Origin of the sequence: Sphingomonas sp. Leaf4 (genome assembly GCF_920939515.1) — a bacterium.
Taxonomy (GTDB): Bacteria; Pseudomonadota; Alphaproteobacteria; order Sphingomonadales; family Sphingomonadaceae; genus Sphingomonas.
This window is the reverse complement of sequence record NZ_CAKLBB010000006.1, coordinates 306,346-332,253: the sequence shown is the minus strand read 5'-3', so window position 1 is coordinate 332,253 and position 25,908 is coordinate 306,346. Positions and strand designations below refer to the sequence as shown.

General features: G+C 64.5%; 21 protein-coding genes, 1 tRNA gene and 1 pseudogene. 12 read left to right on the top strand and 11 right to left on the bottom strand.

Going from position 1 to position 25,908, the window contains the following annotated elements:
- Positions 1-253: 253 nt before the first annotated feature.
- The 7 genes and pseudogenes from LRA89_RS11490 to LRA89_RS11460 form a co-directional block, all read right to left on the bottom strand.
- Positions 254-2,608: a glycoside hydrolase family 95 protein gene (locus LRA89_RS11490; protein ID WP_230770245.1), complete on the bottom strand. Its 2,355-nt coding sequence runs from the start codon at positions 2,606-2,608 to the stop codon at positions 254-256.
- A 136-nt stretch (positions 2,609-2,744) separates the two neighbouring features.
- On the bottom strand, positions 2,745-3,113 hold the full coding sequence (locus LRA89_RS11485; protein WP_230770244.1) for a PilZ domain-containing protein: 369 nt from the start codon (positions 3,111-3,113) through the stop codon (positions 2,745-2,747).
- Positions 3,114-3,188: 75 nt separating this feature from the next.
- Positions 3,189-3,273 (bottom strand) — tRNA-Leu (locus LRA89_RS11480).
- A gap of 39 nt (positions 3,274-3,312) precedes the next feature.
- The gene (locus tag LRA89_RS11475) at positions 3,313-3,771 is read right to left on the bottom strand and encodes a DUF805 domain-containing protein (RefSeq protein WP_055760364.1); all 459 of its coding nucleotides are present in this window, start codon (positions 3,769-3,771) and stop codon (positions 3,313-3,315) included.
- Positions 3,772-3,796: 25 nt separating this feature from the next.
- Positions 3,797-4,678 (bottom strand): annotated as a pseudogene (locus LRA89_RS11470) (YifB family Mg chelatase-like AAA ATPase); the annotation flags it as partial.
- Between the two features lie 233 nt (positions 4,679-4,911).
- Positions 4,912-5,943, bottom strand: a complete 1,032-nt coding sequence (locus tag LRA89_RS11465) for a phospholipase D family protein (protein WP_230770243.1) — start codon at positions 5,941-5,943, stop codon at positions 4,912-4,914.
- Positions 5,944-6,073: 130 nt separating this feature from the next.
- Positions 6,074-7,900, bottom strand: coding sequence for a hypothetical protein (locus tag LRA89_RS11460; protein WP_230770242.1), 1,827 nt, complete (start codon positions 7,898-7,900; stop codon positions 6,074-6,076).
- Between the two features lie 379 nt (positions 7,901-8,279).
- On the opposite strand from LRA89_RS11460, the gene LRA89_RS11455 reads away from it, so the two are divergent.
- Both LRA89_RS11455 and LRA89_RS11450 read left to right on the top strand, forming a co-directional pair.
- Complete coding sequence (locus tag LRA89_RS11455) at positions 8,280-8,495, top strand: hypothetical protein (RefSeq protein ID WP_230770241.1); 216 nt, start codon at positions 8,280-8,282, stop codon at positions 8,493-8,495.
- 2 nt (positions 8,496-8,497) lie between these two features.
- Entirely contained in the window at positions 8,498-8,761 is a 264-nt protein-coding gene (locus tag LRA89_RS11450; RefSeq protein WP_230770240.1) for a DUF3892 domain-containing protein, read from the top strand.
- Positions 8,762-8,801: 40 nt separating this feature from the next.
- Here LRA89_RS11450 and LRA89_RS11445 read toward each other — a convergent pair whose 3' ends face one another.
- Positions 8,802-9,797 carry a helix-turn-helix transcriptional regulator gene (locus LRA89_RS11445; RefSeq protein WP_230770239.1) on the bottom strand — a complete coding sequence of 332 codons (996 nt, stop codon included), beginning with the start codon at positions 9,795-9,797 and terminating at the stop codon, positions 8,802-8,804.
- 100 nt (positions 9,798-9,897) lie between these two features.
- On the opposite strand from LRA89_RS11445, the gene LRA89_RS11440 reads away from it, so the two are divergent.
- Positions 9,898-13,320: a TM0106 family RecB-like putative nuclease gene (locus LRA89_RS11440; protein ID WP_230770261.1), complete on the top strand. Its 3,423-nt coding sequence runs from the start codon at positions 9,898-9,900 to the stop codon at positions 13,318-13,320.
- Between the two features lie 31 nt (positions 13,321-13,351).
- A complete protein-coding gene (locus tag LRA89_RS11435; protein WP_230770238.1) occupies positions 13,352-13,894 on the top strand; it encodes a hypothetical protein in 543 nt (180 codons plus the stop codon).
- 355 nt (positions 13,895-14,249) lie between these two features.
- On the opposite strand, the gene LRA89_RS11430 is transcribed toward LRA89_RS11435, so the two are convergent.
- Positions 14,250-14,417 carry a hypothetical protein gene (locus tag LRA89_RS11430; protein WP_230770237.1) on the bottom strand — a complete coding sequence of 56 codons (168 nt, stop codon included), beginning with the start codon at positions 14,415-14,417 and terminating at the stop codon, positions 14,250-14,252.
- Positions 14,418-14,581: 164 nt separating this feature from the next.
- Here LRA89_RS11430 and LRA89_RS11425 point away from each other — a divergent pair, with 164 nt between their 5' ends.
- The 4 genes from LRA89_RS11425 to LRA89_RS11410 all read left to right on the top strand — a co-directional run bounded on the left by LRA89_RS11425 (position 14,582) and on the right by LRA89_RS11410 (position 17,967).
- A complete protein-coding gene (locus tag LRA89_RS11425; RefSeq protein ID WP_230770236.1) occupies positions 14,582-15,034 on the top strand; it encodes a hypothetical protein in 453 nt (150 codons plus the stop codon).
- 135 nt (positions 15,035-15,169) lie between these two features.
- Complete coding sequence (locus LRA89_RS11420; protein WP_230770235.1) at positions 15,170-15,403, top strand: hypothetical protein; 234 nt, start codon at positions 15,170-15,172, stop codon at positions 15,401-15,403.
- 1 nt (position 15,404) lies between these two features.
- Positions 15,405-15,917, top strand: coding sequence for a hypothetical protein (locus LRA89_RS11415; RefSeq protein ID WP_230770234.1), 513 nt, complete (start codon positions 15,405-15,407; stop codon positions 15,915-15,917).
- Positions 15,918-16,446: 529 nt separating this feature from the next.
- Positions 16,447-17,967 carry a tyrosine-type recombinase/integrase gene (locus tag LRA89_RS11410; protein WP_230770233.1) on the top strand — a complete coding sequence of 507 codons (1,521 nt, stop codon included), beginning with the start codon at positions 16,447-16,449 and terminating at the stop codon, positions 17,965-17,967.
- A gap of 234 nt (positions 17,968-18,201) precedes the next feature.
- On the opposite strand, the gene LRA89_RS11405 is transcribed toward LRA89_RS11410, so the two are convergent.
- Positions 18,202-18,699: a hypothetical protein gene (locus LRA89_RS11405; protein ID WP_230770232.1), complete on the bottom strand. Its 498-nt coding sequence runs from the start codon at positions 18,697-18,699 to the stop codon at positions 18,202-18,204.
- A 494-nt stretch (positions 18,700-19,193) separates the two neighbouring features.
- On the opposite strand from LRA89_RS11405, the gene LRA89_RS11400 reads away from it, so the two are divergent.
- The 4 genes from LRA89_RS11400 to LRA89_RS11385 all read left to right on the top strand — a co-directional run bounded on the left by LRA89_RS11400 (position 19,194) and on the right by LRA89_RS11385 (position 22,743).
- Positions 19,194-19,583 carry a hypothetical protein gene (locus LRA89_RS11400; RefSeq protein WP_230770231.1) on the top strand — a complete coding sequence of 130 codons (390 nt, stop codon included), beginning with the start codon at positions 19,194-19,196 and terminating at the stop codon, positions 19,581-19,583.
- 357 nt (positions 19,584-19,940) lie between these two features.
- Positions 19,941-20,744: a hypothetical protein gene (locus LRA89_RS11395; RefSeq protein WP_230770230.1), complete on the top strand. Its 804-nt coding sequence runs from the start codon at positions 19,941-19,943 to the stop codon at positions 20,742-20,744.
- Positions 20,745-20,814: 70 nt separating this feature from the next.
- The gene (locus tag LRA89_RS11390) at positions 20,815-21,930 is read left to right on the top strand and encodes a hypothetical protein (protein WP_230770229.1); all 1,116 of its coding nucleotides are present in this window, start codon (positions 20,815-20,817) and stop codon (positions 21,928-21,930) included.
- Positions 21,931-22,584: 654 nt separating this feature from the next.
- Positions 22,585-22,743, top strand: a complete 159-nt coding sequence (locus LRA89_RS11385) for a hypothetical protein (RefSeq protein WP_230770228.1) — start codon at positions 22,585-22,587, stop codon at positions 22,741-22,743.
- Between the two features lie 431 nt (positions 22,744-23,174).
- Here LRA89_RS11385 and LRA89_RS11380 read toward each other — a convergent pair whose 3' ends face one another.
- Positions 23,175-25,463: a S8 family serine peptidase gene (locus tag LRA89_RS11380; protein ID WP_230770227.1), complete on the bottom strand. Its 2,289-nt coding sequence runs from the start codon at positions 25,461-25,463 to the stop codon at positions 23,175-23,177.
- Positions 25,464-25,908 lie beyond the last annotated feature (445 nt).

Genomic DNA, 25,908 nt, shown 5'->3' with positions numbered 1-25,908 from the left:
CGGCAAGGTCGCCGACGACTGGCCCGCCAGTCGCTGGGGTGAGTTGATGCCGTGGAACTGGATGCCCCCGGCAGATCAGCCGACCGCGCAAGCCGCATAATCTGCGGCCTCCACGCCGCGCTTACGCTCTTTGAAAACTCGCGAAAGAGCAAGTTTTCAGACGGTGCCAGCCCGCTCCCCCTCCCGACCACTAATTCAGGATACGCTGTGGGTGGCCGGGAGGGGGAGCGGGCTGGCACCGCAAAACGGACCTTTACACCAGACGCAAATCTGGCCCGACCAGCCGCAGCGTCCGCCCGGCGACCAGCGTCACCGGCCGGCGCACATCCCCGAGGATCAGCGTGCGCGTACCCGCGCGGTCGGGTCGCAAGGTCGCCTCGACCAGCCGCCCGCCCTGCCAGCGCAGATCGACGCCGCACCCGCCCCGCGCGCGCAGCCCTGCGATCCGGCCGCCGCTCCACGCGCCGGGCAGCGCCGGCAACAGGCGGATGGTATCGCCCTCGCTCTGCATCAGCATCTCGCCGATCGCCCGCGCCCCGCCGAAATTGCCGTCGATCTGGAACGGCGGATGCGCGTCGAACATGTTGGGATAGGTCCGCTCCGGCCCGAGCAAAAACCGCAGGATGCGGTGCGCATGCTCGCCGTCGCGCAGCCGCGCCCACAGGTTGATGCGCCACGCCGTCGCCCAGCCGGTCGCCTCGTCACCGCGTACTTCCAGCGACTTGCGCGCGGCGGCCGCCAACGCCGGGGTCCGGTCGAGCGAGATCTGGTCGCTCGGGAACAGCGCGTAGAGATGCGAGACGTGGCGGTGGTTCTGTTCGGGCGCGGTCGCGTCCCAATCGGCCTGCCATTCCTGCAACTGGCCCTGCGCGCCGATCCGGTCGGGCGCGAGGCGGGCGCGCGCCGCCGTCAGTTCGCGGACGAAGCCGCCGTCGATCTTCAGGATTTCGGCGGCCTCGGCGGTCTGGGCGAACAGGTCGCGCAGGATCTGCTGGTCCATCGCCGGCCCTTCACAGATCGCGATACCGGGGCGATGCTCGTTCTCGGGCGAGAGCGACGGGCTGGTCATCAGACTGCCCGTCGCCGGATCGGTGACGAGCGTGTCGAGGAAGAAGCGGCATGCCCCCGCCATCACCGGATAGACATCGCGCAGGAACGCGGTGTCGCGGTGATAGTCGTAATGCTCCCACAAATGGGTACACAGCCATGCCCCGCCGGTCGGCCACATGCCCCATTTCGCGCCGTCGACCGGCGCGGTCGACCGCCACAGATCGGTATTGTGATGCACCACCCATCCGCGCGCGCCGTACATCTCGCGCGCGGTCGTGGCACCGGTGATCGCGAGGTCCTTGAGCATCGCCACCAATGGCTGGACGCATTCGCCCAGCGCCAGCGGTTGCGCCGGCCAGTAATTCATCTGGGTATTGATATTGATCGTGAATTTGCAGCCCCATGGCGGATCGACGCTGTCGTTCCAGATACCTTGCAGATTGCCCGGCTGGGTGCCGGCGCGCGACGAGGTGATGAGCAGGTAGCGCGCATAGTTGAAATACAGCGCCGCCAGCCCCGGATCGTCGGCGGTCACGCCGGCGACGATCCGCCGGTCAGTCGGCAAGTCGGCACCCGCGTTGTCGCCGAGGTCGATCGAGACGCGACGATAGAGCCGCTGGTGGCTGGTCGCGGTGTCGGCGGCGATACGGTCGAACGAGCGGGTCGCCGCCTTTGCGATATGTCGTTCGACGATCGCCACCGGGTCGGCAGTGATGTCATCGAAGCGGCGGTAGCTGGTCGCCATCGCGATCAGGATCGTGACGCTGTCGGCGCCGCGCACCTGCACGGCATCGCCGACCGACTGCGTCGCCCCGCCCGAGGGCAGCACGCGGACCAGCGTCGCGAACCGCAGCGCGCCGGGGATTCCTTCGGCTGCCCGCCCCTTGCCAATCATGCGCAACCCGTTGTTCTGCGCGGTGACTTCGGCGGACTGCGGCGTGGTGAGCGCGATGTCGAGGTCGAGTGCTCCCTTGCGGGCGGCACTCACGCGAACGGCGATCACCTGATCGTCGGGCGATACCACCACGTCGCGCCGATAGGCGACGTCGCCGGCGATGAAACCGGTCGTGCAGCGCGCGGTGTCGAGGTCGAGCGCGCGCTGATAGTCGCGCACCGCGCCGAGACCGGGTATGGTCAGCAGCAGGTCGCCGATCGTCTGATACGGCATCTGCTTGATCGGCACGCCCATCAGGTCGCTCTGCGCCAATGCCTGCGCTTCGGCATAGCGTCCGGCGGCGATCAGGCGGCGGACTTCGGGCAGGGATGCTTTTGCCTTGGGATTCAGCGGGTTGTGCGGACCGCCGGCATAAAAGGTGTCCTCGTTCAGTTGCAGCCGTTCGCGCGCCGTCCCGCCGAACACCATCGCGCCCATCCGGCCGTTGCCGACCGGCAGCGCCTCGGTCCACTTCGTCGCAGGGGCGGCGTACCACAGCCGGTCGGGGCGTAGCGGCGGCGCGTTGGCGACCGCGACATCGGGCAGCGCCAGTGCCGCCGACGCGGCGAGCGAGGCTTCGAGCATGGCCCGGCGGGTCAGTCCGCCTGTATGATCGTCCGTCATCCCGCCATCTCCCCGCTGTTTTGACAGACCCTATTTATCTGACCACGGGAGGTCAAATCCGGCATTACATAAGGATATAACAAAATCTTTATATCATTTTGCCGAAAAGGACGAGATGCGGATATTCAACGTGCAGTCAGCGCGGGCGCCGCCGGTGCGGGTCGTCGAGCTGGGCCAGCCAGCCGGCCCCTGCCGGTGAAGTCTTGGCCACCGTGCCGCGGGGTTTGCGGGCCGAATCGATGTCGATGTTCGCCTTGTCGAACCGCAGCCCGGCCAGCCGCTCGGTCGCCCACACCACTTGGCCGCGCAGATGGTGGAGCGTGCCCATCGACACCAGCACGCGGGCACCGGTGGCCAGTTCGGCCTCGTTGTCGATACAGGCGCCCGAGGCGGAGAGGTTGCGGACGCGGCATTCGATCGCCGCGTCGCTGGTTTCGACGAGCGCGCGCAGGATGACGCTGCTGCGGCGTTCGCGTTCAGGGACATCGTTCGCGGGATCGGTCATCGCTACGCGGTATCGCCCCGGGGGTCCTAAAGCTGCGTTAATCGCGCAGCGTAACGACCGGTATGGGTTGGGAATTGGTGCCCCTGGCCGGGCTCGAACCAGCACTCCTTGCGGAATCCGATTTTGAGTCGGACGCGTCTACCAATTTCACCACAGGGGCACGCGGGGCTCCGTTAGCAAAGGCCGCGCGCCGCTGCAACTAGGCGAAGACGTCGGTATCGTCGAGCCGGCCATAGGGGTCCTTGGGATCGGGGCCGAAGCGGTTGGGGCCGGGCGTGCCGGGCAGGATCATCAGCACGATCTGCGCGACCCACACGAAAAAGCCGACGAGCGGCACGAGGCTCAGGACATAGAACAGCAACAGCCACCAGCCGCTCATGTCGCGGTCATGCAGCCGGCGGACCTGCACCGCGAGCGAGGGGATGAACAGCCCGAGGCCGATCAGCCCGAGGATGCCAAAAACGCCCAGCATCGGACCGTTCACGTCCTGCGAGGGAGCATCTTCCTGCAGCAGCGAAAAGGCACCGAGGGTGCCGAGGATCGTGCCGAGAACGGCGAAGATCAGCACATAGCCGAGGACGAACATCCAGAGTTCCTTGCGACGCGACCGACCACGGAAATCGGCGTAGCGTTTGAGCGGCAGCAGCATCCAGTACATCGTCGAGACTCCTTGAGCGGTTCGTTCAGTTGACCGGCGCGCGCCGGCGATAGCCGAGCGCCTCGGCGACATGTGCGCGGCCGATCGTTTCCACCCCCGCCAGATCGGCGATGGTGCGCGCGACGCGCAGGACGCGGGTGTAGCCACGCGCCGACAGCCGCATCGCCGCCGCCGCCTGCGCCAGCAGGGCGCGGGCACCGTCGTCGAGCACCGCCGCCTGCGCGAGTACCGCGCCGTCGGCCTCGGCATTGGTGCGCGGGCCGTCGGCACCATAGCGGGTACGCTGGACCGTTCGGGCGCGGGCGACGCGGGCGGCGACCTGTGCCGAGCCTTCCGCCGGGGGCGGCAGGACGAGGTCGGCGGCGCTGACCGCCGCCATCTCGATCACCAGATCGATCCGGTCGAGCAAAGGCCCCGACACCTTCGCCTGATAGTCGGCGGCGCAGCGCGGCGCGCGGGCGCAGGCGAGCGCGGCGTCGCCCAGATGGCCGCAGCGGCACGGGTTCATCGCCGCGATCAACTGCACCCGCGCCGGAAAGGTGACATGGGCGTTGGCGCGCGCGACGCTGACCTCGCCAGTCTCCAGCGGCTGGCGCAGCGAATCGAGCACGGCGCGCTGAAATTCGGGCAGCTCGTCGAGGAACAGGACGCCCAGATGCGCCATGCTGATCTCGCCGGGCTTCACCTTCAGCCCGCCGCCGGTGAGCGCCGCCATCGATGCGGAGTGATGCGGCGAGCGGAACGGGCGGGCGCGCGTCATCCGCCCGCCGGTCAGCGTGCCGGCGACCGAGGCGACCATCGACACCTCCAGCGCCTCGGCGGCGTCGAGCGGCGGCAGGATGCCGGGCAGGCAGGAAGCGAGCAGCGACTTGCCCGCGCCGGGTGGGCCGACCATCAGCAAATTATGTATGGCTACACCGAAAGCCGGTTTTTGGCTTGAGTGGCTCCGATCTACGGGCCAGTTCAATTCGCGGTCCCTCAGGTCCAGCATCCCCTGGTTCGGCAGACCGCCATAAGGGCAGCAGAAACCAGCATGGATCGATGGCCATCGCGGAAGCCCACGTCGCGGCGGGCGGGTGCCTGCGCTCGGACGGCCTTCCCGGCTTGTCGGCCATGCATGTTCGACTTGCAGGGCGCGCATCACAATTCTCCGGCGAAATCGCTTTCCAGCAACTCGAAGAGGTCGCCGGAGGAAAGGACGACGAAACGCTCCTTGACCTTGTCCCCACCGGAGTTCGCGATCGCCTCGGCGATCTTCGAATCCGCATGCCACGTTTCCGCCTTCGTGGCTGCGGGGAGGCGGTGGGTGCCGCGCACCGACGTCCAGCCGAGACGGCCGAAGTAGCTGACGGTCCCATCCCCGTGCTCGATCCGCACCACATCGCGATAGGCCGAGACACCCAAGGGGCTTCCCAACCAGTACACGAACACATGGGCCGTATCACGAAGGACGGCGTCCGTATCCTCATCGTCATCGGCCGAGCAGATATGGGTCCGACCGCCGGCTTCGGGCGGTTCTCCCACCTCATCCTCGTATGCGTCCTTCGCCTTGACCCATTCCCCATGCTTGATGCGGTGGTCCCCGAAGATGAAGCAGGTCCTGGAGAAGCGATCGAAATCGGCCAGCAGGGCGCTCAACACGGACGCCGGAGTGGACTTTCGACCGGCTTGAAAGTCCCTTGCCGCCGGATTGGATGCGACGCGGGGCGCACGGTCCAGATCGCTCGGGAGAATGGCTCGCGAGAGACCGCGATAGTGTGCGTAGAGGTCCTCCAGCTTGCCGTAGCCGTCCGGATCCTCCACGCGATCGAAGAGAACCCCTGCCTCTCGGAGACTCGGCTGCACGCCCTTCCGTCCAAGCGCACGGCGCGAAGCATTGGCGGAACCGATGATGGCATAGCGCGTGCCTACGAAGATCTTGGCGTGAAGGCCATCGAGCAGTGTCACCAGCCCATCGGCATGCGGCAGGTTCTTCCTGCGCAGACCCAAGGCCTTAAGCGCGTTGCGCGACGTGCCGCCCATCGAGATGTCGAGTACGATTTCGATCTTCCGCTTGCGAGCGATCGCGCCCAGCTCCGGGCCCCAGAACGCCACGGCGCAGCGGAGGCGGCCCGGTTCGAGGAAGAGATTGAGGATCGCCTCGGCGAGTTCGTGGCCGTGCAGTATCTTCATTCAAGATCTCCGCTGAGCAAGGTAGTCGCGCGCGCGTCTGATCGAGCGTCGCTGGAACGAGTATAGCGTGAACTGCCCGCCGTGGGTTGACCAGCGGGATAGCCGCCCGTAGCGGCAGCGCTTCTCAAGCCTAACTCGCCGCCCCGGCAATCTGCCTACCGCTTGCCGCAATGGAGGATTGCAGGCGATCGAAACCCCGCACGGCCGTGATCTCCCCTTCCTCGACCTTCACCAAGAGTCTGAACGGCTCCTGCACGGCGTTCTGCATCACATCCACCTGTTCGATCCCCACCACGATCCGGGATCGCTGCGTCGAGAACGCTTCCAGTGCTTCTTCACCGCGCCTGAGCATGTCGAGCTTGCGTTGGTTCATCTTACCCGCAGCCCACAAGGACGATGCTGCCTTGAGCTTGCCGCGGAGAGCCGCGTCGATCTCGGCCAGACGAGCTCCACAGTCATCAAGCTCCGCGAGCGAACGCAGAATGTCATCCCGGCGATGCCGCTTGCCGAGTTCGCCTCCCGGAAATTGGGACAGCAACTGCCAACCGAGCGCACGGGTCCGCAGACACTGCAGCAGCAGCCGAAGAAGGTCGTTGAGTTCGCGTTGACGTTCTTCGACAGAGTCTACGAACTCGTTGGAGGTGAACAAGCCACCGTCCTTGGTTTCCTGCAATTCGCGGAGCACGGCGGTCAGATCCTCTGCGAGATGATGCTGCACCTGCAGGAGATCCGCTTCATGGCGCTCGATCTGTCCGAGAACGCTGGCGGAATGCTCTCCCGCCGTGATCGCGGCGGCCTGCTGCTCGAAATAGTGGATGGCGCCGGTCAGAACGGAGCGGCGTGCCGTCTTCTGGAACGACGCCACCTTGCCGACGTCGTTCTTGAGTTCCGACAGCTTCTCGCTGATGTCGGCAAGGTGCTTCTGCGCAAGCGCGATGGAAGCAACGTTCATAAAAGCCGAGACGTTCGCCAGAACGGCCAGCTTGTCCGGACCGAACAGGGTAGCATGCTCAGTGATGCCGTTCGCCCCGCGGGACATCGCGCGATAGCCGCCGCCCTTGGCCTTCATCAGGTCGCCACTGCAGACGACCTCCATGTACTTCGTCCCGGTCGCGCCGGCGATCTCGGCCGCCGTACCGATCGCAGGAACCGCCTGCACGATCGAATTGAGCCGGCAGATCCCCGGATCCGCTCTGTCGATAGGATGCCAGGCCTGCAGGCCGCTCTCGCGGATTTCGCACAGCGATAGTACGGGTCCGCCGTCGGCATCATGGATTTCGAGTCCGGGCAACTCACGAACCCGAGGTTCGCGCCGGGTGACCGCAACGGATGGTCGCGACTGGGCCGTGCCCCGCCCCTCACCGACGATCTTGCGACGCAGATAGGCCACGTGCAGGACGCACGGCACCGTCACCTTGTAGCTCGCATCGAGCATCGAGATGCCGAGAACGGCCAACCCACCGGTCGCGAAGAGGGGGATCATCAACGACGAGGCGCCCGCCTTCAGATACCAGTTCTTCTCCGAGGTTTGCCCGAGCGCGGTTTTCCGGGCGTTCGCGGCCAGACGCTCCCGCTCGGCGGGCTCAAGCGCCTGCCAGCGCTGCTCAAGGAAGATGTCGAGCAGGTTGCCCTCGTTCTCGACGGTCCGACCCTTCTCGTATGGTATGCTGAGCTTCCAACAGACATCCGCCACGAGTTCATCGTAGGGCGGTCCCTCCCCTCCTCGGCCGATGTTCTTCAGCGTGTTGCCGCCATAAAGCCGCAGCTCGTCCCCGATCAGGGCATGGTACTTGGTGTGATCTGGACTGTGCCGCCTGTATTCGTCCTTCGCGTCCAGGAAGTTCCACGATCTGGAAGTGATCACCTCGACCAGGGGATCAAGCTCGTCCTTCGCGCTCAGAGCGAGCACGGCATATAGATCTCCCCCCTGCGCTCGCCGCAGCAGATCGTCAGTCATGACTTCCCCCAAGAGTGAGCGGACGCCCCGCTCATGGCACAGGTATGTTCCGCATCGACGCACGCCACAAGCGGTTCCCGGCGGAACTGACACCGGATTGGCGCTTCCAGGATGGCCACGATGTCCAGCGAGTCGTCTGTTCGAACGACACAACCCCGAGATTCATTCTCACGAGGGCGAAGCAAGTTTGCGGCGCGCCGCATCGCGATTAGAACTAAGCTGAATGACGCCGAGGGCATCGCGTATCTTCCGCATCGGCCTACCCCTTCAGGAGCCCGCTTTTCGCGGCAGACGTGATCGATACGACGGCATCTGTCGCATCACCTGCTCATCATCGTTCGAGCCGCGACATCGAGTCGCCGCAACGATGGAGCATCAGATGAGCAAGAGTAAGAGCGGGGGCAGCTTCCGCAGCGCGATCAGCGGTCGCTACGTCACCGCGAAGCATGGAAACGCCAGTCCCCACACCACGGTTCGCGAGAGCCGCGGATCGAGCGGCAGTTCCGGTTCGCATCATCGCAGTGCGATCTCGGGACGTTACGTCACGACCGCTCATGGCAAGGCGAGCCCCCACACCACCGTCAAGGAGTCCTGATCATGGCCAAGCGCTACGTCACCGCCACGGGCAAGAACTCGCAGGGCGACATCACCAGGCTCTGCCAATCCGGTCAGCCCTGGTCGCCGCGCAGCAAGGCTGACGCCATCAGCGACATCGAGGCCGGCAGCCACGAATACTGGGTCAACTGGTCCAACGCGCCGGAGACCAGGATCCGGGTCGTGCAGGGGCAGACCGGCAAATATCTGAGGACGGACCGCGACACCACGTCGCGGAACAATCTCGACGACCTGCCGAACTGCTGATCGGCATCCTGGGCCGGGGTTCCGCCCCGGCCCCGTCTTCTCAAGGCATGGACGGAAAATCTCCACGACGATGGCCGGCGACCATGTCCGCCAGTTCAGGGGGAGACAGCACCTCCACCGAGTCGCCCCACATGTAGAGGTGCCAGCACATCTCCAGCAGTCCCGCTGCACGGAAACGGACGAGCAGCGATCCGTCAGCCCGCTTCTCGACCATCTGGTTCGGATGGAACTGGAACCCCTCGGCTCTCGGCACGGCCTTCGGGGAGAACAGCCACGCGACATCGTGGATGCCACCTTCCTGCTGATACGATCCGAAGCACCGCTGCGCGTGATCGTCGAGATCGAACCCCTCCTTGCGGACGAACGATCCCGGCAGGACGGTAGCCTCTTCGATCGCGTCGACCCTGAAATGCTGAATGCCACCGCCGACCTTCTCCAGATCGACCGCGACCACGTATCGTCTAGCGCCGAGCAGCAGTCCATGCGGAGCGATCACCCTGTCCCTTGCAACGGCATCCTTCCAACCGCAATACCGTATCCCCAAAGGGGAACTTCCTTTGAGAGCGGTCGAGATGGCGGCATCGATCGCGTCGCGACCGATCGGGCGCGGTCCCGGCCGAGCCGCATGTCCCAGAGCGAGCAACAGCGCGTCCTCATCCGCCTCGATCCGGCGACTGCGCTCGTCCGGGATCAGCGCCAGGATCTTGGCGTGCAGCAGACGCAGCGCCTTGACCTGGTCGGTACCGGCTCCGTTCGCGAGCATCTCCTCGGCGAGCGACAACGCGGCCAGCTCCTCCGCCGTAGGGGTCAGGAGCGGGGCAATCGCGGTACGCGGAAGACGCCATCTCGTCCTCCCCGACTCCTCGTCCTTGAACTCCTCGAGTTCGGGGAAACGTTCCCTCAGCGCGTCGACCACTCGCTGTGCGGTCCTGTAATGGCGTTCGAGTACCCGTCCGATCTCTTCGAGACCCACGCCCCTCGCCGATGCGGCCATCGCCGCGATCGTCAGAAGGTCGATCGCGTTCCGGTACGACATCGACATCTCCCATGCGACAGGATCTGTCGTCTGGAATGAATATGCCGGTCGTGCATGATGCGGTCCAGCGGACGATAGATCCGGAACGGGGGTGATTCAGATGCTACGGTACAACGGACGGACGCTGTTCTCGGCAAGCGACCTCGTGAACTTCATGGGTTGCGTCCACGCCACGACCTTCGACACGGCCAACCTGATCGAAACCACGGCCTTCCCGCCCGACGATGACAGCGCGGTGCTGCTCCAGCAGAAGGGCATAGAGCACGAACTCGCCTTTCTCGCCCGTCTGCGTGACGAAGGGTACGACGTTGCGGAGATCTCGACGGAAGGATCTCTCGAGGAGCGAGTCGATGCGACCAGACGCGCGATGCGGGATGGCCACCACGTCATCTACCAGGGCGCGTTCCTGGTGGGTCGGTGGCACGGCTATTCGGACTTCCTCCTTCGGCGCGACGACGTGGTCTCCGTGTTCGGCGCGTACGCCTACGACGTCGCCGACACGAAGCTCGCCAGATCGGCCAAGGCGAAGCACGTCCTGCAGCTATGCGTGTACGCCGAGATGCTGGCGGCGGAACAAGGCATCATGCCCGCCGAGATGCACGTCGTGCTCGGAACCGGGGAGATGGCGTCGCTCGCGACCAGATCGTTCCTCCACTACCACCGACGCGCCCGCGAAAGGTTCGAGGCGTTCGTCGATGGCGGACCAGTCGTATCGTCCACGGATCCATGCGGCCACTGCGTCTTCTGTCGCTGGAATGACCGCTGCGATGCCGAATGGGAAGCGACGGACCACCTTTCGATCGTCGCGGGAATGGGCAGAAGCCAGATCGCGGCGCTCCGATCGTTCGGAGTGAACGACATCGGCGGCCTCGCGGCGATGAGGATCGGCGACAGAATTCCTGGAATGCAGCCGGCGACGGTCGCCAAGCTGGCGGGACAGGCCAGGCTCCAGCATCACCATCGCCGGACGGGCGAACGGCGCGTCGAACTGCTGCCGCCCGCGGACAAGCGGGGCTTCGGCCGCCTTCCGCGGCCGGACGTCGGTGACATGTTCTTCGACATGGAAGGGGATCCGCTCTTCGATGGCGGTCTCGAATACCTCTTCGGCGTCGTGGCGTTCGACGCCACCGGCGAGGACCGGTTCACCGCCTTCTGGGCGCACGACCGCGATGCGGAGAAGATCGCCTTCGAGCAGTTCATGGATTTCGTGACCGATCGCCTCGCCCGACATCCGGAGGCGCACGTGTACCACTATGCGGCCTACGAGGAGACCGCCCTCAAACGTCTGGCGATGTATCACGGCACCCGCGAGAAGGAGGTGGACGATCTGCTTCGAGGCGACCGACTGGTCGACCTGTACAAGGTCGTGGCCGAAGCCATTCGAACGTCCGAACCCCGCTACTCGATCAAGAACATGGAGGCTTTCTACCTGCCCGGCGGCAGGCAGGGCGAGGTCAAGACCGCCGGCGATAGCATCGTCCTCTACGAACGCTGGCGGCAGCTCGGCGACGGCAGGCTGCTGCAGGAGATCTCCGACTACAACGAGATCGACTGCCGGTCGACGCGCCTCTGCCGCGACTGGCTGCTGTCGCTCCGCCCGCCCGAGACCGACTGGTTCACCGGACGCGCTCTCGCACCACCCGATCCGGTCAAGGTCGCCGAGCGGGAAGAGGCCGACGAGCGCACGCGCGTGCTGGCCGATCGCCTTCTCACAGGCGTTCACGAGCCTTGGCGACGGCTGCTGGTCGATCTGCTGGAGTTCCACCGTCGAGAGGCCAAGCCGACCTGGTGGGCGATGTTCGCCCGGCAGGACATGGACGCGGACGAACTGCTCGACGACGCCGAATGCATCGCCGGCCTGCAGCCGCACCCGACCCGCCGCCCATGGAACGACAAGAGGTCGGTCGTTCATCCGTTCACCTTTCCGGCCCAGGACTTCAAGATGAAGGTCGGCGACAAGCCGCTGCGGTCGGGTACGCTGGAATCGGCGGGGGAGATCGTGTCGCTCGACGAGGACGAACGGGTCGTGGCCCTGAAACTCGGCCCCACGCGATCAGCCATCGTACCCGGATCGGCGCTGATCCCTGAAGGCCCCGTGGGCGACAAGCCGCTCCGCGCCGCGGTGCACCGCTACGCCGCCGACGTCGCGATGGGCGGCTCCCGCTACCCTGCCCTCACCTCGATCCTTCGTCGGGACCGCCCCCGGCTGACAGGTCGCCGGCCCGATCAGGCCATCGTACCGGACGATGCGGACCCGACTGCGGCGGCGATAGCCGCACTGCGTGTCCTGGATGACAGCTACCTGCTGGTCCAAGGCCCCCCGGGCGCGGGCAAGACCTACACCTCGGCGCAGGCGATCGTCGCCCTGCTCGCCGCCGGCAAGCGGATCGGCGTAGCGTCGAACTCGCACAAGGCCATCAACAACCTCCTACGGGAGGTGCAGGCGATGGCCCTCGCGCAGGGCATACGATGCCACGGCATGAAGAAGTCCAGTCGGGAAGACCAGAGGTTCGACGGCGGCGGCTGGATCGAGGACGTCGTGGGCGGCAGCGGCAGCGGCGTGCAGCCGCATCATGAGCTGGTCGCGGGAACGGCATGGCTGTTCGCTCGCGAGGAGCTCGACCAGGCGTTCGACCACCTCTTCATCGACGAAGCCGGCCAGGTCAGTCTGGCCAACGTCCTGGCGATGGGAACCTCGGCGCGCAACATCGTGCTGGTCGGCGACCAGATGCAGCTGTCGCAGCCCATCAAGGGCACGCATCCCGGCGGCAGCGGGCAATCGGCGCTGGAACACCTTCTGGAGGGACGCGCCACCGTTCCCGCCGATCAGGGCGTGTTCCTGCCGATCACGCGCCGCATGCACCCCGACCTCTGCCGCTTCGTCTCCGAGGCGGTGTACGAAGGCCGATTGAAGTCCGAGATGACGACGGCCGTCCAGCGGCTGGAGATCGACGCGTCCCGAGACCCCGAGGCGCTCGCGCCGTTCGGGCTCCGCTTCGTGGACGTGCATCATGCCGACCGGACGCAACGGGCGCCGGAGGAGGCGGAACGGCTCGCGACGACCTATCGTGCACTTCTCGGTTCGCACTGGATCGATCGCCACGGCGTCCGACACCGCATCGGCACCGAAGACATCCTCGTCGTGTCGCCGTACAACATGCAGGTCGAACTGCTGAAGCGCACGCTTCCCGATGGTGCCCGTGTCGGAACGGTGGACAAGTTCCAGGGACAGGAGGCACCGGTCGTCCTCGTCTCGATGGCGACCTCGTCCGGTGACGATCTGCCGCGCAACATCGAATTCCTATACAGCCGCAACAGGATGAACGTCGCGATCAGCCGGGCGCGCTGCCTCGCCGTCGTCTTCGCCAATCCTAGGCTGCTCGAGATACCGTGCCGGACCATCGCGCAGATGGAACTAGTGGACGGCCTCTGCTGGGCGAGGGAGTTCGCTGTCGAACAGGCATCGAGAGGTCACGCCGCGGATGCACGGACCGGCATCGAGGCCACGACCCATGCCGGCTGATCGCCGACCGATGCGAGAGGGGAGACCGTCGGTGCCGGACACCGTGCCGAAGTCGATCACCGCAGCGATACGCACGTTCTGTCGCACCATCACCGAAAACGATCCGATCTGGGTGCGTTGCCGCCCCGACCGCGACGCGGTCGCGTCGGAATGCTTCGACAACGTGGCGCGGAAGGTCGCCCGCGCCGGAGGATCGGTTGTCAGCGGATGGGCGATCTGGACCACGCCGGGCGTCTACCTGGAGGCGGAGCACCACGGCGTATGGCGTCGACGCACCGGCGAACTCGTCGACGTTTCCCCGCAGCCGAACCTGCCCAAGCGCATCCTGTTCCTGCCCGATCCCCACGCGGTACATGATCCGCTGAGGCACAGGGACAACGTGCTGATCGCGACCAGCGACGACCCGGCGGCCATCGAATTCGTCGCGTTGGGAAACCGCAGAAACCAGATCCATGGTTCCTATCGCGCCGGGGGAAATCGGTTGACGCTGTTGACCCCGTTCGATCAGAAGGAACTTGGCTTGATCGAGATGCGCCTGCGGACGCTTTCGGCGCGGCTGCTTCGTTCGACATGACGTAGGGTTCGAGCTTCGTCTCCTTCCCGCAAGCATCCGTCGAACGTTGCGACGGTCATGATCCAGCAAGCCGAGCAAAGCATCACCGGCTAACCCAACGTGCCCGCAGCGACGTGGGAAGATCGCTAATGACGGAGACATGCCTGAAGGTACGACGATTTGGGCAGGTAGTCGGAAGGCGCGCACGTGAGCCGTTCGGTAAATTCACTGGGCCGAAACGCCGACGCACACGCAAATCCAGCCGCCACCGCGGCGGATAGATTGCGACCGGCAGGCGGGACACTCCAAACGAAGACTGAAGCGGGCCACGGTTGCAAACCGCAGCCCGCTTCTAACGATTAAGAGATCGCAGGCCTCAACCTACGTAGACGTTCTCTACCGAACCATCATACAGGCCGAGAAATCCTTCAACCGCTTCGGCAACGAAGATGGCGCGCGAAAGATGACCAATCGCGTTCCATAGGCGCATGCCACCGGCAACGGCTTCAACGTCTTCAAGCGACAGTTCTACGATATCCATCATGACATTTACCCCTTTTCGCCGTACTGGCCAATAATTGGTATCACCGATTTTGCGCAGGTCAACGCGAATCAAATGCAACGCCAAAATACGCCTGCAGTAGCGCGCCTTCTAGGCAATTGTGCTGCTGCACGAAGGCATAGCAGCTATTGTGGGATCATACGAAGATGCAGGAGCAAAACTTGTTTAAACATTCAATTCGGATGTTGTTTACGTTGACCGGATTGACCATGGCAGTTAAAATTTCCACCATTTTTGCAGGATTGGTGGTTTACTACATTGCTGGCGCAGATATCACTTCCGTTGACGGCGCTCGGCGAACTCCTGGACCTGCGCTTTTGATAGCAGCACTGCTCGTGTCCCCTGTGATTGAAACGGCTCTAGTTTACATTTCTACAACCCTATTCCGCAGACTTCTACAAAGCAGCCTCCCGGCGGCGGTAGTGGCGGCGGGAATTTTGGCCATGATGCACGGGATAAGAACTGAATCTCTTACTTATTTTCCGGGATTTTTGATGTTTTCGTTGTTTATAAACTATCATGTTGATCGCAAATTATATGCGTTCACCATGGTAACCATGTCTCATCTTTTAGTTAACATATCTTCGCTGATGATATAAATATCTCTAGGATATTTACCCAATAGTTTATGGTGCAATCCAATATTTCATATTAACAGCGATTATTGGATAATAACGATCCGCTTACCGAAAGTTGTCGGCTGGAAGCCGGTGTGAAAACTCGGAGCGAGCGCGATGGAACTGATCCTCTTCCCTGCGAATGAAGCTGATTTCGCCATCGTCGATCTCTCGATGGACGAGATCGACGCTACCGTTGGCGGCATGCGCTTCGGTGCGCTGATCTGGCGTGGACTGGATTACGCAGGTCGCATCTTCACCGCGGCTCAGATCGCGGACATGACGTCCGTGGACCTGGAAGAATTTGGCCGGTGCGACGCGCGCATGGCACGCCCGGGCGGTGGCATATAGGGTGGAAATCCGCCAGGTGACCAAAGCACGAGCACGAGCCACAGCGTTCCTGTTCACCACGCTGAGCTTCGTGCTCGTGCATCTCGCGTTCGTGAGCCCCATACTCATACCATTATTCTCCTACGCCGGCATCGGACCGCTTCGCGCGCCGATCGTCGAGGAGCTCTTCAAATTGATGGCCGTCATCGTCTATCGGCGGCGGATCGCCGAGATGCGTGCTCCGGTTCCGATTGCATTGATCGCGGCGGCGGTGTCGCTCGGCGAAGCCTTCATCAACGTCATTCTGCGCCTGAGCGGAATGATAGCGGCACTGGACCTTTTGCCCGCCGAGTCCGATCCGGCATCGATAGGCGTTCTCGTAGCAACGATATTCGTCGCGAAGTTTCTGCTTGGAACAGTCGGCCACGCCATGACCCTGCTCTGCGCGGCAAGACTGCTGTCCGACGCGAGATACGTCCCGGCATACGTCGTGATGGTAGGCGCACATCTGCTTCTGAACCTGCTGGTCGCATGACGATTCGGGCGCCTATCGCCCGACCTCGCAGGATGAACGACACGGACGCATCGTTCGCCGCGAAGTTGAAGCGTCGTACCTTGCTGGCACCGTCATGAGGTAGAATGCCGCTGCTGCTTTCCATAGCGGCAGACGACTGTCGATTGCACCTTGCCGCCGATGCGATGGGTCCACCATGTTGCGGGTTCGACCGACACCCGTGCCGGCTCAACCCGACATTCTCAAAATTGCTCCGGGATTGCTCGGCAAGGATGGCAGTCCACGGCTCGCGTTGCCTTCTATGGCAGATAGCAGGCGACCCCTTGCAACATCACGTCTTTTGGTGAAGGTATAGACCCCAATCGCGGAGTTTCACAATGTCGAACGTACTCATCGGCAAAAGACGTTGAATGATTTACCGTTGCCTATCGCGGTAGATTATAGCACCAGCGACGTACAATATTTTATCTCACTTGTAGATGGTTGAGGTCGTGGAGACCTGCTGATTCCGTCATGAAGATTGCTCACCGCTTGTCTGCAGGAGAGCTTCATGAGGAATATCAGACTCACCGATTCGAACATCAGGTCCATGCCGAGAACTGCTACCGGCGAGCCCAAGAAGTTCAAGTGGGATCTGCAGGTCAGAGGCTTTGGAGCCTACAAAACGTCCACCGGCAGGATCTGCTTCGTCTACCAGTACAAGACACTGGATGGTCGCACCACAAGCAGTAAGATCGGCGAGGCAGGCGAGATGACCGTGGCCGAAGCCAGGGACATCGCCGCGGGATACGCGCGGGAACGGAGGCTGGGCATCGATCCCTTCGAGGAGCGTCGGCGACGGAGGCAGGACGCCGACGCGCAGGTCCGGCTCACGATCGCCGGATACTTCGAAGACTACGTCGTGCGTCGGGCAATGAGGAACCTGCCGGTCTCGGTCGAGCGGCAACGCGTATATCGGCGCGATCTGGTCTCGCTTCTCGGCCACGTCCGTCTCGACCGTCTGACGAACGACATCGTCGAGGACTTCGGCGTCCGACTGCTTCAACGCGGCCCCTCGCTCGTACGGATCGGGTACGGCTGCCTGAAGGCCCTGATCATCGACGCGGTAAAGCGCGGCACCATCCAACCGTGCGAAGCGCACGACTTCGACCTCCCCAAGGTCAACAGAAGGAAGCGCCGGCTGTCAGTGGACGAGTTCGCTCGCGTCCATGAAGCAGCGCGCGACATCGGTGACGTCCGCTCGGACGCCGTCGAGATGATACTGCGCACGGCGAAACGAAAGGAGGAGGTTGCCGAGCTCCCGTGGGACGAGATCAATCTGGAGAAGGGCGAGTGGAAGCTTCCAGCCGCGCGCAACAAGAGCCGGTGCAACCAGTTGATCCTTCTCCCCCGACAGGTCGTCGAACTCCTGCACCGCATCCAGCCCGATCCCGCGAAGCGCCGCGGCCCCGTCTTCACACTGGACGGCATCAACCCGGTCGAGATGGGATCGCAGGTGAAGGACCTCATCGACGCCCATGTCCACCGGCGTCTCGAACACGGCGCAGCGGACGGCATGGTTCCCTCGTTCGATCACTGGACCATTCACGACACCCGCAAGGTACCGGCGACGACGCTCCGCGAGCCGCCGTTCCGCTACTCTCGGGACATCATCAACGCCATGCTGCTCCATCGCGTCGGCGACGAGATCGACGACACATACATCCTGACCCAGATGGTCGAAGACGTCGGCGAGGCGCTCCAGACGTGGAACGACCGGATGGACGAGATCACCTCGAGTCCTGACGCATGGCCGGGCGGACGCCATCTGCCCCCGATGCCCCCCGCCGAACGTGCTGCACGCCTCGCGCTCATTCGAAACGGATGGCCGGAACGGACGGATCAGAAGAAGGCCCGGGAGGCCGCCGCCGCCGATCCGGCCTCCGCAGGATCCCCGGGGGCGGCAGCGGTCAGAAAGAGGCGAGATCGTGCAAAAGCGAAGATTTCCTTAGCGGACGCAGCGATGTCGCAAGTAATGAGCAAGCGGATACGGCCGGACATCGGCTCGGAAAATCACCCGCATCGCGCTTGAACAAGCGCGACGATCGGCAACGCATCTCGCGATGCAAGAGTCGGGCGGCAGGCGAGAAGAAAGGTGATTGCAGAAGATCGAGGGGTGAAACCCTGGGGAAGTGAAATGCTCACGCTCGTATCAGGGGTCGCCATGCTGGCGACCCCGAACCTCGTTCATGCAGAACTATCGACGCCCAAACCAAGCCTGATTGCAACGGAGACGACCAAGCGCCCGATCGAAACCATTTTGGCTTCAGCCAACCCTGCTCCTTGCAGTACCGCCACTGGCCAGGGTCTTGAGACGAGTACGGGAATCGACCGGCTTCCCAACACCGTCGTCGTAGGCGATCGCGACCACGACCTCTCCTACGGCGGGGTCGAACCGGTGCACCACCATCTGGTCCTCGCCGACGCCGAGGCGGAAAAACCAGGCAATTGGAACCAAATCTCCGGCGGCATCAACGATCGCCACCGAAACCTCGTCCGCCACACCCTTGCCGACGTTGACGACGCGGAGGACGACATCCGTACCGGTACCAATGGAAGTGAGGGACGGATCGCGAATGTCCACCGCGGCCCTGCGCCCAGCGTCGCTGATGGCGGCGTTCCGTCTCAGACCCCAGAACGTGACGATCGAATTGCCCCACCCGACGATGCCGGCGACGATCACCCCCAACAGGGCGGCGGCGGCGGCCTGGTCGAAAGTCAGACCGGCAGCGATCCGCCCCATCCCTTCAAACGTATCCTTCATATGCTCCTCGCACTCTTCGGGGCCAGCATCGCAGGTTCCGCGATCGCGGGCGTCCAGATGACGCAGAATGGTTCAGATCGCCTTATGATGAAAAAACTCGTTCTAGCGGGAGTTGCAATGATCGCGATCGGTGTGATCGGCGTCGTCCGCGCATAGCAAGGGGCAGCAGACGTTCGAGCGACCATGGGTGTGCGACTACGACGGATCGAAAAGCCTTCGAGCGGATGGAGATGATCGTTGACCGGCTCCGCCTGGACACCGCCTCCTGACCATCGTTCAGGTCAGACCGTTCGGCAAGACACTCCTTGGACGTCCGTCTGGCTCGAAAACTTGCGGCGGACCTTCGAACACAGCGCATAACCCGCAGCAGCCCCTACCGCGAACATCATCGCCCGCGCGAACCAGCCCGTTCTCGAACCCCGGACCTTCCGCGGTTCCAACATAGTGGGAATTGAAACCGGCGACGAATCAGAAGGATTAAGGAAAGGCCGCTCTTGTACGTTCACCGAACCGTCGATTTCCATTTCCTCGGCCGGTCCACCGCCGGATCGGCCGGGCGTGAGCAGTCGCCCATCCGCCTCGTCATCCCGAAGGGTCACGGCGATGAGGACCGATCCCAGCGTGCAGAAACCGAATACGGCCACGGCAAGGAGATTGAAGAAGTCGCGCTTCGCATCGATCCGCCGCATCGCCAGATCGAAGGGCAGTCCGGGCTGATCGCAGCGGCGTTCGGCCTCGGCATTCCACTTCTGCTGACGGTCTTCTTCATTGGCGTATACCTTCGCCAAATCGCTTCGACCAAGTCGGATTGCCGCAACGCGACCCTTCTGTATCTGGCTGGCGCGCTGGGAGCCCTGTTCGCGATCCACGCAGCCATAAACTGATGCACGGATGCTCCATGCGCTCGTCGCAAGAACAAAAACCAGAGCAAGGCCCAATGCCGCCACGATCGGAACCAGAGGCCTGGGTCCGCGTCGGTGCGATGATCGTCCAGGCAAGCGCAGCATCCGACGAAGGAAGCCTTCGCCGACAGTTGAACCTCCCGCCTGTTGCACGTGATGCGTAGTCATCATCGGGGTCTAGCCGGCTCCTATCGGGAAAATGCTACCAGCGCATCCGAAGCGCTCGCCGTGGAAAGGCGACTATAGGGCACGGCCGACTGCGCACCGCGTTACGCGTTCTCCGTCAACAGCATATAATTAAAGGACATTTCAAGGAGCAGCCCAAAACGGAGTGATGGAATGAAACCGACGCCCCCCATGTCCGCTGCCCGCGAACATCCCCACCTCATACACAAGGGCGTCAGAGGAAACCGGCGGTCCGCCATCGTGGTGTCGAACGGACCCGTCGGACGGCAGTCGACCGCGAGGAGCCTCGTCTTCGAAGGACGCGGCCTTCTCGACGCGCATGGAGGCATCACACCGCACGGTCGTGACGCCATCCTCGCCCGCCTGTCTCACCTCGCCAGGACTTCGAAGGCCTCGTACTGCGTCGTCTGGTCAGCGACGGAGTGCACCTGGTTCGAGCGGGACGGTCGGACGAGGAACGGATGCGTACCGCCATACGGTCACGTCTCCGACCCATGGATCGGACGCGACCACGACGTACGGATCGAGCACTGCTGGACGATCACGCTCCCCCAGGGTTCGGAATGGTCCCACATCTGCGTGCGTCGCATCGACCGGGATCTAGTGGAGATCTCACCGGGCGAACCCGTGGTCCTGGCGGACTTCGACGAGCCCGAGGTGCCCGGACTGCCGGATCCGGCAGCGGACATGCTGGCTCCGGACGGATCCCTCGTGGCCCCCCGCACCTACCGAGGGCAGCCAGTCACCGGCATCCGCGACCAGTGGAAACTGCTGGGCCCCGTCCAACCCGCCGAGGACGGCGTCATCCTGCGGAATCCGTGGCCAGACGACGTCCGCGAAGCCTGCGAGCGCATCGCCGGCGGCCCGCTGCCCCGCCGGCTCGTGGACGCCGCGTGGCGCGCCATCGATCCCGAGCATCCGGAGGTCACATACGTCGGCGTGCTGAAGGCCGCCTGACGTCCGCCACGTCGACACGGTTGCGCGGCCAGGAGATCGAGGGCACGCTTCGGACAGGAGGAATACGGCATTGCACGACGTGGATGGCGACAACGACTGGATCTCGACGCTGGACTGGTCCGCGTACCGCAGGCCGCACACCGACTACGTCTCCAAGGCATTCTTCCTCCCCGGCGTGGCGGAGATGTTCGCGCGGCACCTATGCGCTCCCTGGCCGACCGAGATCGATCTGTTCCTCTCGCACGCCGGCAACACGCCGCCCGGCCGCATCGTCCAGGCCGAGGACGCATTCGCCGCGGACGGGACACCGATCCATTCCGTCCATCGCCGCCTGGACGCCACCATGAGGGCGCACGCCGACGATCTGGAGATCGCGATCGCCAGATCCGACGTCATCACGTTCGCAGAATGGCAGGAGATCTGCGACGCAGGCGACGACCTCTGGCATCTCGGACAGGGTGCCAGACGTGCCGTGAACGGGCTGGCACCGATCATCGCGCGCCTCGCCGCCGAGGAGCGCATCCGATGCCACGCGCGTCCGATCAACGGCGGCGGCGACAGGATCCCGATCGTCGGGCGTACATGGTGGGACATGGATCCGGAGCAGGCGGTTCGACGAATGGCGGCCGCCGCCATCGACCCCTCCTCCCCGTTCGACGAGCATGCCCGACCGACCCACCGCATCTTCGTCGAACGGGAAGGACTGCAGAACGCGATCTACGACGCCCAGCGCAAGGAATACGTCGCGATCGCCTTCCTCGAATTCGGCAGATGGGCACTTCGTCGTCCTGCGGACCACTATGCCGTGCAAGTCGCCGAAGTCACCGCGTTCCTGGTCCAGCTGATGGAATCAGGCCATTACGAACACGCGATCAACGAGGACTTCCAGTTCGAAGTAGAGCAGAAGTTCGGAAAACCCGGCCTGGGACGCTGTTACGAACGGGCCAAGGCTGCAGCCATCGCCGATGAACGGCGCGCGCGCTTTGGAAGAAGACGGCCCGCCGACCATGGAACCGGCAAGGTCGCGGACACGATTACTTCAGTCGATGACCGATCGCCGGCGTGGGATACGTCATCACCAGAAGGCGGCGAAAGCGGAGTTCCCGGTTGTTCCGAGCAAGGAAGCGAAGGACGCCGCGCAGATCGCGCCGGGTACCGTTCCAGGACAGAACTCGCAACTGACTGACCGGCCGCTGCAGACCCGACCCTCCGGCCAACGCATCCAAGGCTTCCAGCATGAGATCCATCCGCCCGTAGGAGAACTGGTTGTCGTGACGGCGACGATCGAACGTGACCATCATCCGTCGCGCTTCCAAGCGGTTCCGCCCCAAGCGGGGCAATACCCGTTCATCCTCGCTCAGTTGCCCGGCGACGTCGCGCAGGAACCGGCGCTTCTGCCTGCTTCGCAGCGTTCCGCGGAATGTCTCCAGCCCCTCCTCGACCGTCGCTCTTATGCTATCGACGTCCACGTCTTCCATTCACGCTCCCTTCGCCTCATCGAAACGCAGCGTCGACCTCCGACCGCCCGAAAATCCCGGACTGTCGATTCCATCTCCGCGATGCTTCGACGCCGTTTCTCGTCGCACGAATTTGCCATCCGTTCGGATCGCACAAAACAATCCTGATCCGTTTCGGACCATTCGATGCAGAACACGTCGTTCGAGACGACAGGCGCGGCACGAGGGGTAATGTTCTCCCCGAGCAGAGCGATGGCGGATGGCGGATGGCGGATGGCGGATGGCGGATGGCGGATGGCGGATCCTGCGCATAGCCGGTTGAGGTTCGCAATCGACCACGAACGTTCAGCTGCCTCGCGGTGATGATCACGCACCAAGTTCCGATGATCCGATCGGTCGCTCAATGCGGCCTGCATCAGGACGATACGCGCGAAACCGTGCGTCCCGGAACGCCGACCGGCTCGGTCCAGCGGACGACGTCGACCAGTTCGCCCTTCGCCACGCAGAACGACGGTACCGCGACCTTCTCCCTGGTCGCCTGATGCTCGATGGTGCGTAGATATGCCGCACCCTTCTCCGTCGGCGCGTAGGACAGGAGGGGCTGACGAACGGCTTGTCCGACGCGCCCTTCCACCGCGCCGGCTTCTCGAAGGCGGTACGCGTCGCCAGTCCGGTCTGAGCGAACGCATCAAGCATCGCGACCGACATGCCGTCCGATCCCGGTCCAGCCATCCCGCGCCTCGGTGAGGTCACGATCGGAAAGGGCGCATCCCCGCCCTGCCCTTCGACCTCGTACGGCATGACGTCGATGACGGAGCAGAACCGGTCGCGCACCTGTGCCTCGAGCGCAGGACGAAACGCCTCGGCGCTTGGCTCCTTCGGATCGGTACAGCCGTACAGCGTCCCGGATGCGACGAGCAGCAGGGCCGCGGCAGGGAATCGTTGGAATGTCATGGTTCTTTCCTCTTCGGGTTCAGCGGATGGCGACGTTGACGAAGGCGGCCGTGTCGCTCGCGCGGCGGACGTGTCCGGCGTCGAAAGCGTGGGCGAGACCCACGCGCAGCGTCGATTGGGGAGCGAGCGCGAAGGCCCAGCCGAATTCGACGTCCAGCTCCCTGGCGTCCGGCGAGAGATCGAACGTACGCCGACCTTCCGAAAGCACACCGGACATCAGGTCATACGAAACCGGCACCATCATCGAGGCCCGCGCCCGTTCGACCCGGAACGGCGACGACAGACCGAGGGACGCACGGCCGCCAAGCAGGGAACGTGCGCCTTCGATGGAGAACGCGGTCCCGGCCACACTGCCTTCGAAGCGGAACGCGTCGCCCCCGCCGTCCAGCACCCGCGTACTGCCCACCGTGGCCCGCATCCTCCATGCGATGCCCACGAGCTCACGCTGCAAGACGGCCGTCGCCAGCGTGGTCCTGCCGCCCATCAGCCCTGCGACGCCTGCGCCGCCGCTCATGCCGAGAATCCGGTTCCGCTCGACCAGATCCGTCAGTTCCAGACCCAAGCCGAACGGCATCGAGACCGACGCGACGCGTAGGTTCGACCGGTCATCCCGCGACGCACCCGAAGAGAACGATGCCGACCAGCCGCCCACCGCCCACGACGTCCGCATCCCTACCGGCTGACCCACGACGCCGCGCAGGGGTGAACCGGCAAGGGAGACCGTGCCGCCACCGACGACGGAGTTCGCTTCGATCGTCACCGTCCGGCCAGAACCGAGGGAAAGGCTTGCCATGGCAGGACGGTTCGCCGTGACGCCCTGCCACGGACCGATCACGTCCTGTCCGGCGAAGCCCACGCGCTCCTCGGCGGCCGACCAGCGGCGCGGCACAGGCGCCACGCCGCTCCCCAGCATGCTCCCCGCCAGCAGGCCCGAAGAACGGGCACGGACGCCGGTAGCACCCGCCATCGTGAAGTCCCGGCCGTACCGATCGAACACCGTCATCCTGCCTGCGGACGCCGCGATCCTCGCCGCGGTCGCGGCGCCACCGAACGGCGCCGAAACCTCCACCGATGCGTAGTGGGCGAACACCGCCTGCGCGGCGACGAACGAGGCGGCCGGCGCCTGCGCCTGCATCGCCTTCTCGACGTTCAGCATGCCGACCCCGTAGACCGGATCGGTGCCCGGAGTGCCCATGTCGGTGGCGGTGTCGAGGAGGATGCGGGCGATCGCCCTGCCACCGAGCTGCGGCCAGTGCTGCTTCAGGAGCGCGGCGGCACCTCCGATGGCGGGAGCGGCAAAGCTGTTGCCGGTGACCGTGACGATGCCACCATCCTTGTCGATCGCCTGAACGTTCGTTCCCACCGCCGCGATCATCCGATCGACCAGGATCCCGGCGTTGCCATTGGCGGCGCGAGGACCCCCGTTGGCATCGACGCCGATCGCGAATAGGAACCAGTCGGCGTTCGCGCGGTCTGCGCCGACGAGGTTCTCCGCGAACTGCCCCGCGAAGCCGTCCCGGCCCGCCTCGTTCGGAACCGACTGGACCAGCAGGCGGTCGGCGGCGCGAACCGCGTCCATCGCTGCACGCTGCTCCATGGCGATCGCGCTTCCGGCAAAGCCATTCAGCGACATGACGGTGACGAACGCACCCTTGGAGACTGCCTCCCGCAGCGCCGGTGCGATCAGGGCGGCGTTCGGCTGCCCGCTCTCGCGGATCGGCGTCGTGCTGCCGGCGGTCACGCCTTCGAGGTCCGGTCCCGACACCTTGAGCGCGAGGATGGTCGCGTCCGGCGCGATGCCGTGCACGCCGTTCCCGTCCCGCGCCGCCGCCGCGACCGAGGCGACCTGGCTCCCATGGCCGTCGAGGTCCGCGATGGGGAATGCCGGGACCGTTTCCGGGGGACAGGTTCCGCACCGCGCGATGCGCTGGTCGAAGCCCGTGCTGCCCGGCGAGATGCGACCGGCGAATTCCGACGACGTGAGCGAGATGCCGCTGTCGACGATGGCGATCGTCACGCCCTTCCCCGTGATCCCCCGGTCGTAGGCGTAGGCAGCCTTGGCGGCCACGACCGCGGCGGACGCCTTGTACTCGGCCGTGTCGGCCGCGGAGGGGGAAGGTGCCGGCGTCGGGGCCGGGGTAGCCGGAGGCGTGGGCGTCGGCGTCGAACCACCCGTCGGCGGCGCGCCGCTCCCGGCCGAATTGGTCCCGCCGCCGCCGCACGCGGCCAGCAGCACAGCCGTCGACGCGGCCACGGAATTTCTGAAGATCGTCAGCCGCCTCCTGCGGCGTTCGTCCGATGCACCCACGCGCGTGTCCCCGTTCGCGTCGGCACCGTCAGGCTTCCTCCAGCCGGCGGCACCGCCTCTGTTGACGAGGCGGTGCCGGCCCGTGAGCCGGGGATTGGAAACCTGCACTGAGACAGGCGCGAGCGTCTTTAGGCTTGCGCCCTGGACATGCACGCCCGCTCCCCGGCCGAAACTGGTTCGGGCCGGGCTCGGCTACTCAGTGACGAGGTTTCCACGCCTCGGTCCGCCTGCCGGCGAACGCTCCTGCTCTACGCCCGAAGTGTCAGCACGATCAATCGGGTTGATGACGATCGACGAAGTTTAGATGTCGGACGACCCAGGATCGCCACTGCCGCGCATCCTGTAACCAAGGGACAACCAGACGGGGGGATCTTGATGCACGGACCGGAGCAAACCCTCCAACCGGTCGTCATTCCGAAGCCTGGCCGCATGCCGCTCCGTACGA